The organism is Thioalkalivibrio sp. AKL7 (assembly GCF_000381705.1).
GTDB lineage: Bacteria > Pseudomonadota > Gammaproteobacteria > Ectothiorhodospirales > Ectothiorhodospiraceae > Thioalkalivibrio > Thioalkalivibrio versutus.
Map to the genome: position 1 here is coordinate 41,316 of NZ_KB906958.1, position 7,307 is coordinate 48,622.

Below are 7,307 nucleotides of genomic sequence, written 5' to 3' on the forward strand. Positions count from 1 at the left end.
GTGTCGTTGACCGTGGGAAGCCGATAACCGCCTCAGGCGGCCTGCTCCCAAGTGGTCACGTACTGCTCCAGGTCGGATTCGGTCTTGGTCTCGGTGGCGCAGGCGAGCACGCAGCCATCCAGCTGCGGATAGTCCCGGCTCAGCTCGAGGCCCGCCAGCACGCCGGCATCGGCCATGGTCTGCACGCGGGTCGCGGCATCGCCGCCGAAGTCCAGCGCGACTTCGTGGAAGTACTCGCCGGTAAAGCGCGGCTTGATGCCCTTGGCGGCCAGTTTTTCCACCAGCGCATGGGTGTTGGCGTAGCAGGCCTCGGCCACGCGGGTCAGGCCCTCGTCACCCAGCAACGACATATGGATCGTCGACGCCGTCACCACCAGGCCCTGGTTGGTGCAGATGTTCGAGGTCGCCTTGGAGCGGCGGATATGCTGCTCGCGCGCCTGCAGGGTCAGCACGAAACCGGGCTTGCCGTCGGCGTCCTCGGCGCGGCCGACAATGCGCCCCGGCATCTGCCGGATATGCTTTTTCAGCGTGGTCATGAAGCCGTAGTACGGCCCGCCGGACGACAGCGGCGCACCCAGCGGCTGGCCCTCGCCGACCACGATGTCCACGCCATTGGCGCCCCACTCGCCCGGCGGCTTCAGCAGCGCCAGCGAGACCGGGTTCACCACGGCGATAACCGGGATGCCGCGTTCCTCGGCCCACCCGGTCAGGGCATCCACGTCTTCCAGGATGCCGAAGAAGTTGGGCTGGCTGATCACCATGGCGGTGACGTCGTCGTCCGCATACGGCGCCAGCGCCTCCACCGGGGTCTGGCCGGTGGTCTCGTCGAACGGCAGTTCGACCAGTTCGATGCCCTGGTTGCCGATCAGCGTCTTCACCACCTTGCGATAGTCCGGGTGCAGCGCCCCCGGCAGCAGCACGCGCTTGGCCTTGGAGCGGCGATTCACGCGCACCGCCATCAGCACGGCCTCGGCCAGGGCGGAGGCACCGTCATACAGGGATGCGTTGGAGACCTCCATCCCGGTCAGGCGGCTGATCATCGTCTGGTATTCGTAGATCAGCTGTAGCGTGCCCTGGCTGGCCTCCGCCTGATACGGCGTGTAGGCGCTGTAGAACTCGCCGCGGGTAGCGATCTGCCACACGGCGGCCGGGATGTGGTGCTCGTAGGCACCGGCCCCGATGAAATTCGATGGCATGCCGTCCTTCGCAGCCCGCTCCTGCATCAGGCGGGTGATGCCCATCTCGCTCTCGCCCTCGGGGATCCCCGTGAGTGGCGGCGCACGCAGGTCGGCGGGAATCTCGTCGAACAGGTCCTCGACGGATTCGGCGCCAATGCTGTCGAGCATGGCACGGATGTCTTCTTCGGTATGCGGGATAAACGGCATGTCAGGTCTCGCTTTCGCCGATTGCGGCGAAGTTCGGTTGGGTCCCGGCCGGACGCGGCCGGGACCGGTGATACGCGGCTACGCTCAGGATTCCGCCTCGACGTGCGCGGCATAGGCATCCGCGTCCATCAGCGCATCCAGCTGGCCGGCATCGGACGGCTCCACCTTGAACAGCCAGCCATCCTCGAAGGGCGACTCGTTGACCTTCTCGGGGCTGTCGGCCAGGTCCTCGTTGACCGCGGTCACCTCGCCGGAGATCGGCGCATAGATATCCGAGGCGGCCTTGACCGATTCCACGGTGGCGCAGGCCGTGCCGGCCTCGATGGTGCTGCCCGCTTCCGGGGCCTCGACAAACACCAGATCGCCCAGCAGTTCCTGCGCGTGATCGGTGATACCCACGGTCACGCTGCCGTCGGCCTCGCTGCGCACCCACTCGTGGCTTTTGGTGTACTTCAGGTCCTTCGGTGCTTCGCTCATGACATCTTCCTTTTGCTTGTTAGATCCCGCCTGCGCAGTGTAGTCCGGTGCACGCGGGATGAGGCAATCCTCGCTTCAGTTTTTCGGCAGATCGATCTGCGGCTCGCCGTTGCGGACGAACACCGGCTTGACCACGCGCACCGGCAGCTTGCGGCCGCGGATGTCCGCGTGCAGCTGCTCGGCCTCGACCCCGGCCGGGATACGCGCGAACGCGACCGACACGCCCAGACTGGGCGCGAAACTGCCGGAGGTGACCACGCCGTCGCCGGCCTCGGTTTCGATGCGGGTGCCGCCACGCAGCACCCCGCGACCATCCAGTACCAGCCCCACCATGCGTTCCTTCACGCCCTCGGCCTTCGACTGCTCGATCGGCGCGCGGCCGATGAAGTCCCGCTCGGCATCCTTCAGCGCGATGGTCCAGCCCAGGTTGGCGGTCAGCGGATTGGTCTGGTCGTCCATGTCCGTGCCGTAGAGATTCATGCCGGCCTCCAGGCGCAGGGTGTCGCGCGCGCCGAGGCCGATGGGGTGCACGCCGGCATCCTTCAGCTTTTCCCAGAGACCGTCGGCCTCCTCCGCCGGCAGCATCACCTCGAAGCCGTCTTCGCCGGTGTAGCCCGTGCGGGCGACAAACCACTTGTCATTCCAGACCGCGGAAAACGGCTTGAGATCCCCCGCATTGCGCAGATCGGCCGGCAACAGCGGCAGGGTCTTCTCCACCGCCTGCGGCCCCTGAATCGCAATCAGGGCGAACTCCGGGCGCGGCTCCACGTTCACGTCGAAGTCCTTGGCGACCGCCTGCATGTGAGCGATGTCGCCCTCGGCCGTCGCGGCATTGACCACCGCGCGGTAGGTATCGCCACCGGTCCAGTAGATGATCAGGTCGTCGATCACGCCGCCGGCCTCGTTCAGCATGCAGCTGTACAGCGCGCGACCCTCGGTCTTCAGCTTGGCCACGTCGTTGGCCAGCAGATAGCGCAGGAAGGCCTGGGCCTGCGGGCCGTGGATATCCACGACCTGCATGTGCGAGACATCGAACATGCCGGCGGATTCGCGCACCCGCTTGTGCTCCTCCATCTGGGAGCCGTAATGCAGCGGCATCTCCCAACCGGCGAAATCGACCAGCTTGGCCCACGCGCGCTGATGCGCGGCATGGAGCGGAGTTGTCTTCAACGTCGTCATCTAGTTCTCGCCTTGCTTGCGTGTCGTGGTCGGCTCGCCGGCATCCGCCGGTGGAACCGCGAGGCCCGGCCGCCGCGCTCCGGGCATAAAAAAAGGGGCGGCCGGCAGAATGAATCTGCCAGCCGCCCCTCTGTCCTGAAACCTGAGAGTTTGCGTCGCGTCAGTCCGTTGTCGGACTGCGTGACCGCCCCCTTCGGTGGGCCGTTTCCGGCCGCTCTCCAGAGTGTGTCTCCTGCACCGTTCCGGTCCTGTAGCCTGAGCGATTCCGGGCGGATGTTGCGCCTTCGGCGTCTGCCAATCGACTGGCGATCGCAGATCTCTTCCAGAACGGTGTGCGGGCATTGTCGAGCGCCCACAGACGAAAGTAATTGTAGACCAAAATACCCTCGCTGCGAAAGCCCGGACGGGCCGCGCCACTATTCCGGCGCCGCGGCCTGCCCCGTCACCTACCCCCTCATGCATCCAAAAAGCACCGTCATTGCGAGGAGCCGCAGGCGACGAAGCAACCTCCGAAAGCTGGCAGTGCGTCACGATCAGCATCCGGTGGTTTCGGACGGAGGTTGCCGCGTCGCCTGCGGCTCCTCGCAATGACGGTGCCAGTGGCGACACTCTGCGCGGGCGACACTCTGCGCGCGCCCTACAACGCCATGTCGATCGCAAGCAGGACGACGAAGCCGACCAGGACCCCCACCGTGGCCTGGGCCTCGTGGCCCTTGCGGTGCGACTCGGGGATGATCTCGTGACTGATCACGAACAGCATCGCCCCGGCCGCGAACGCCAGCCCCCAGGGCAGCAGGAACTCCATCAGCGTGATCGCTCCGGCCCCGATCAGGCCGCCGAGCGGCTGCACCAGGCCCGTCAGCAAGGTCACCCCGAATGCCGCCCACTTGCTGTAGCCCAGCGACAGCAGGGCGATGGCGACCACCAGCCCCTCGGGCATATTCTGCAGCCCGATCCCGATGGCCAGCGCGATCCCGTCGCTCACGTCATCGCCGCCGAAGCCGACCCCCACCGCCAGGCCTTCCGGCAGGTTGTGCAGTGCGATTGCAAAGATGAACAACCAGACGCGGCGGATCTTCTGCGGGTCGGCCCCGCTTTGCGGCCCGATGAAGAAGTGCTCGTGCGGCACCAGCTTGTGCAGCGCCAGCAATGCACCGCCACCCAGCCCGATCCCCACCGCGAGTACGACAATGGCCATGCCCACGCCGCCGTACTGGGCCTCGGCCTGCTCCACCGAGGGCAGCACCAGCTCGAAGGCCGTGGCCGACAGCATCACCCCGGCGCCGAAGCCCATCATTGCATCCTCGACCGACTGGCTGATGCGGCGCAGGAAGAAGATCGGGATCGCCCCCACCGCGGTCATCAGACCGGCGACGAAACTCGCCAGCAAGCCGATCTGCAGGGTGCTCAGATCGGCAATGCGTTCTTCCAGCATCGGCCACAGCAGACTGACCAGCCAGATGAAGACCGCCAGTGCGATCAGCGATCCGACGAGGAAGATCCGGGGTACCGGTTTGCCGTGATCCGGCTCGGAAGCCGCGGGAGAGGGTTCGGTCATGCGTCGTCCTTGAGAGTCGAAGCCGCCATTGAAACAGGGTCCATCGCGGCGTTCCACAGACGCGCCCAATGCCCGGGTTCGACAAAAGCTATCGTCAACACCCGTTGTGCGCGGTAGAGTTTTCAGCCAAAGCCGCTCCGGACCACAAGGACCCACCGATGCTCGACACCATCGACCAGTTCCTCGGCGACACCGCCGGCCTGCTTTGGGGCAACCCGCTCACCCTGATCCTGCTGCTGGGCACCGGGCTCTACCTCACCATTCGCCTGGGGCTGGTCCAGGTCGTCGCATTCCGCGAGGGCTGGCGCGCCCTGCGCGGGTCAGATGGACGCGGCGGCGGCACCGGGCAGATCTCACCGTTCCAGGCGCTGTCGACCGCGCTGTCCGGCACCATCGGTACCGGGAACATCGCCGGCGTGGCCACGGCCATCGCGTTGGGTGGCCCCGGGGCGCTGTTCTGGATGTGGGTGACGGCCTTCTTCGGCATGGCCACCAAGTTCGCCGAGACCACCCTGGCCGTTCGCTACCGCGAGATCGCCCCGGACGGCAGCATCGCCGGCGGGCCAATGTTCACCCTGCTCCACGGCCTCAAGATGAAGAAGCTGGCGATCCTGTTCGCCGTCTTCACCCTGATCGCCTCGTTCGGCATCGGCAACATGGTGCAGGCCAACTCGGTGGTCGACGGCCTGACCTTCATCGTGCCGGATCTGCGCGCCGACGACGACATCATGGGCTGGATGGCCTTGATCATCGGCCTGACCATGGCCGTGCTGGTGGCGCTGGTGATCATCGGCGGTGTGAAACGCATCGCCATGATCGCCTCGACCATCGTCCCGTTCATGGCCGTGATCTACATGCTGGGCGCCTTCGTGGTGATCGCCGCCAACATCGAGGCCGTCCCGGCCGCGATCGGGACCATCCTGAATCTCGCGCTCAACCCCTGGGCCGCCGGCGGCGGTGCCATCGGCCTCGCCATCCAGTACGGCGTTGCGCGCGGCATGTTCTCCAACGAGGCGGGCCTGGGCTCCTCGGCCATGGCCCACGCCGCGGCCAAGAACGGCGATCCGCCGCGCGAGGGCTCGGTGGCCATGCTCGAGCCGTTCATCGACACCATCGTGGTCTGCACCCTGACCGGCCTGGCCATTGTCGTCACCGGGGCCTATATCGACCGCGCCGACGACGTGGTCGGGGCCTCGCTGACCGCCACCGCCTTCAGCTCCACGCTGGGCCCGTTCGGCGCCATGGTGGTCGGCATCAGCCTGATGCTGTTCGCCTTCTCCACCATGATCGCCTGGTCCTACTACGGCGACCGCTCGGCCTACTTCCTGTTCGGCGAACGCGCGGTGATGCCCTACCGCGTCGTGTTCGTCATCCTCATCGTGATCGGCGCGACCATCCCGCTGGGCGTGGTCTGGAACTTCTCCGACATCGCCAACATCCTGATGGCCGCACCCAACCTGATCGCGCTGATCCTGCTGGCCGGCCTGGTCAAGAAGCTGCGCGACGACTACGTGGCGCATCGCCCGATGCCGGATCGCCATGAGGGATGAGCACAGCGTTGCGGGTGGTCCATCCGACCCGTTCGCACAGGGCCCCGCACGTCCGGACGCGGCCATGCTGGTGCGCGAGGTCGAAGGCGCCCTCGCGGAGGACCTGGGCCCCGATGGTGTCGCCGGCGACCTGACCGCCGCCCTGGTCCCGGCTGAACGGGTGGCGCGCGCCACGCTGCTATTGAAGGAGAGCGCGATTGTTTGTGGCCAGCCCTGGTTCGACCGCGTGTTCGCCAGCCTCGCGCCGGAGACCCGGATCGACTGGCAGGTGGCCGAAGGCACCCACGTGGAAGTGGACGACGAACCACGCGTGATCGCCACCCTGGAAGGGCCCGCACGGGCCGTGCTGGCGGCCGAACGCGCGGCCCTCAACCTGCTCCAGACCCTGTCCGGAACGGCCACCGAGACCGCCCGCTGGGTCGCCCGCCTGGAGGGCACGGACAGCCGCATCCTCGATACCCGCAAGACCCTCCCGGGCCTGCGCCACGGGCAGAAGTACGCCGTGCGCTGCGGCGGGGGCCACAACCATCGCCTCGCCCTGTGGGATGCCGTGCTGATCAAGGAAAACCACATCGCCGCCTGCGGCTCCATCGCGGCCGCAGTGGAACGGGCCCGCACCCTGGGCGCCGGGCGCTGGGTAGAGGTCGAGACCGAGAACCTCGACGAGGTCGATCAGGCCCTGGCCGCCGGGGCCGACGTCATCATGCTCGACGAGCTGTCGCTGGCAGATCTGGCCACGGCCGTGCAGCGCATTCGCGGCCGCGCGATCTCCGAGGCCTCGGGCGGGGTCACGCCGGACAGCCTGGCGGCCATCGCCGCCACCGGCGTGGACTACATCTCGGTCGGCGCCCTGACCAAGCACCTCCACGCCATCGACTACTCCCTGCGCCTGGACTAGCCCTACGGTTGCGATCCCGACGATTACGGGGCTCCACTCGCCGCCTGGGGCCGGGCCTGGTTCATCCACTGGTGTTTAGGAGGGCTTCGGTCCGCCGCATGCCTGGTTGTGGCTGGCCACGGTTCGCCATCCGGTGTTTACGGTGGCTGCGTCCGGCCGCCTGCCACGCGCTGACTCGCCAGCGCGCCGCGAGGTACTTCTTTGCTCGTGCAAAGAAGTACCCAAGAAACACGCCCGACTGCCGCGACCCCGGCCCGCTG

Annotated in this window: 6 protein-coding genes and 2 riboswitches; of the genes, 2 read left to right on the plus strand and 4 right to left on the minus strand. The window is 67.2% G+C overall.

All coding sequences use genetic code 11. The features are described 5' to 3' along the window. Window positions 1-32: 32 nt before the first annotated feature. The 4 genes from gcvPA to G315_RS0113180 all read right to left on the minus strand — a co-directional run bounded on the left by gcvPA (window position 33) and on the right by G315_RS0113180 (window position 4,599). Window positions 33-1,385 carry an aminomethyl-transferring glycine dehydrogenase subunit GcvPA gene (gene gcvPA / locus G315_RS0113165; RefSeq protein ID WP_018176401.1) on the minus strand — a complete coding sequence of 451 codons (1,353 nt, stop codon included), beginning with the start codon at window positions 1,383-1,385 and terminating at the stop codon, window positions 33-35. Between the two features lie 84 nt (window positions 1,386-1,469). Continuing rightward, window positions 1,470-1,862 (minus strand): glycine cleavage system protein GcvH, encoded by a 393-nt coding sequence (gene gcvH, locus G315_RS0113170; protein WP_018176402.1) that lies wholly within the window; start codon window positions 1,860-1,862, stop codon window positions 1,470-1,472. A gap of 75 nt (window positions 1,863-1,937) precedes the next feature. Next, window positions 1,938-3,041: a glycine cleavage system aminomethyltransferase GcvT gene (gene gcvT / locus G315_RS0113175; protein ID WP_019612663.1), complete on the minus strand. Its 1,104-nt coding sequence runs from the start codon at window positions 3,039-3,041 to the stop codon at window positions 1,938-1,940. Between the two features lie 120 nt (window positions 3,042-3,161). Beyond that, a riboswitch (glycine riboswitch) is annotated at window positions 3,162-3,273 on the minus strand. Window position 3,274: 1 nt separating this feature from the next. Continuing rightward, window positions 3,275-3,376, minus strand: a riboswitch (glycine riboswitch). Between the two features lie 302 nt (window positions 3,377-3,678). Next, the gene (locus G315_RS0113180) at window positions 3,679-4,599 is read right to left on the minus strand and encodes a ZIP family metal transporter (protein WP_019612664.1); all 921 of its coding nucleotides are present in this window, start codon (window positions 4,597-4,599) and stop codon (window positions 3,679-3,681) included. Window positions 4,600-4,757: 158 nt separating this feature from the next. Between G315_RS0113180 and G315_RS0113185 the strand changes: the two genes are divergently transcribed. Both G315_RS0113185 and nadC read left to right on the plus strand, forming a co-directional pair. Next, window positions 4,758-6,149, plus strand: a complete 1,392-nt coding sequence (locus tag G315_RS0113185) for a sodium:alanine symporter family protein (protein ID WP_018169370.1) — start codon at window positions 4,758-4,760, stop codon at window positions 6,147-6,149. After that, a complete protein-coding gene (nadC, locus tag G315_RS0113190; RefSeq protein WP_026338879.1) occupies window positions 6,139-7,047 on the plus strand; it encodes a carboxylating nicotinate-nucleotide diphosphorylase in 909 nt (302 codons plus the stop codon). The genes G315_RS0113185 and nadC overlap by 11 nt, the downstream gene beginning before the upstream one ends. The last annotated feature ends 260 nt before the right edge of the window (window positions 7,048-7,307 follow it).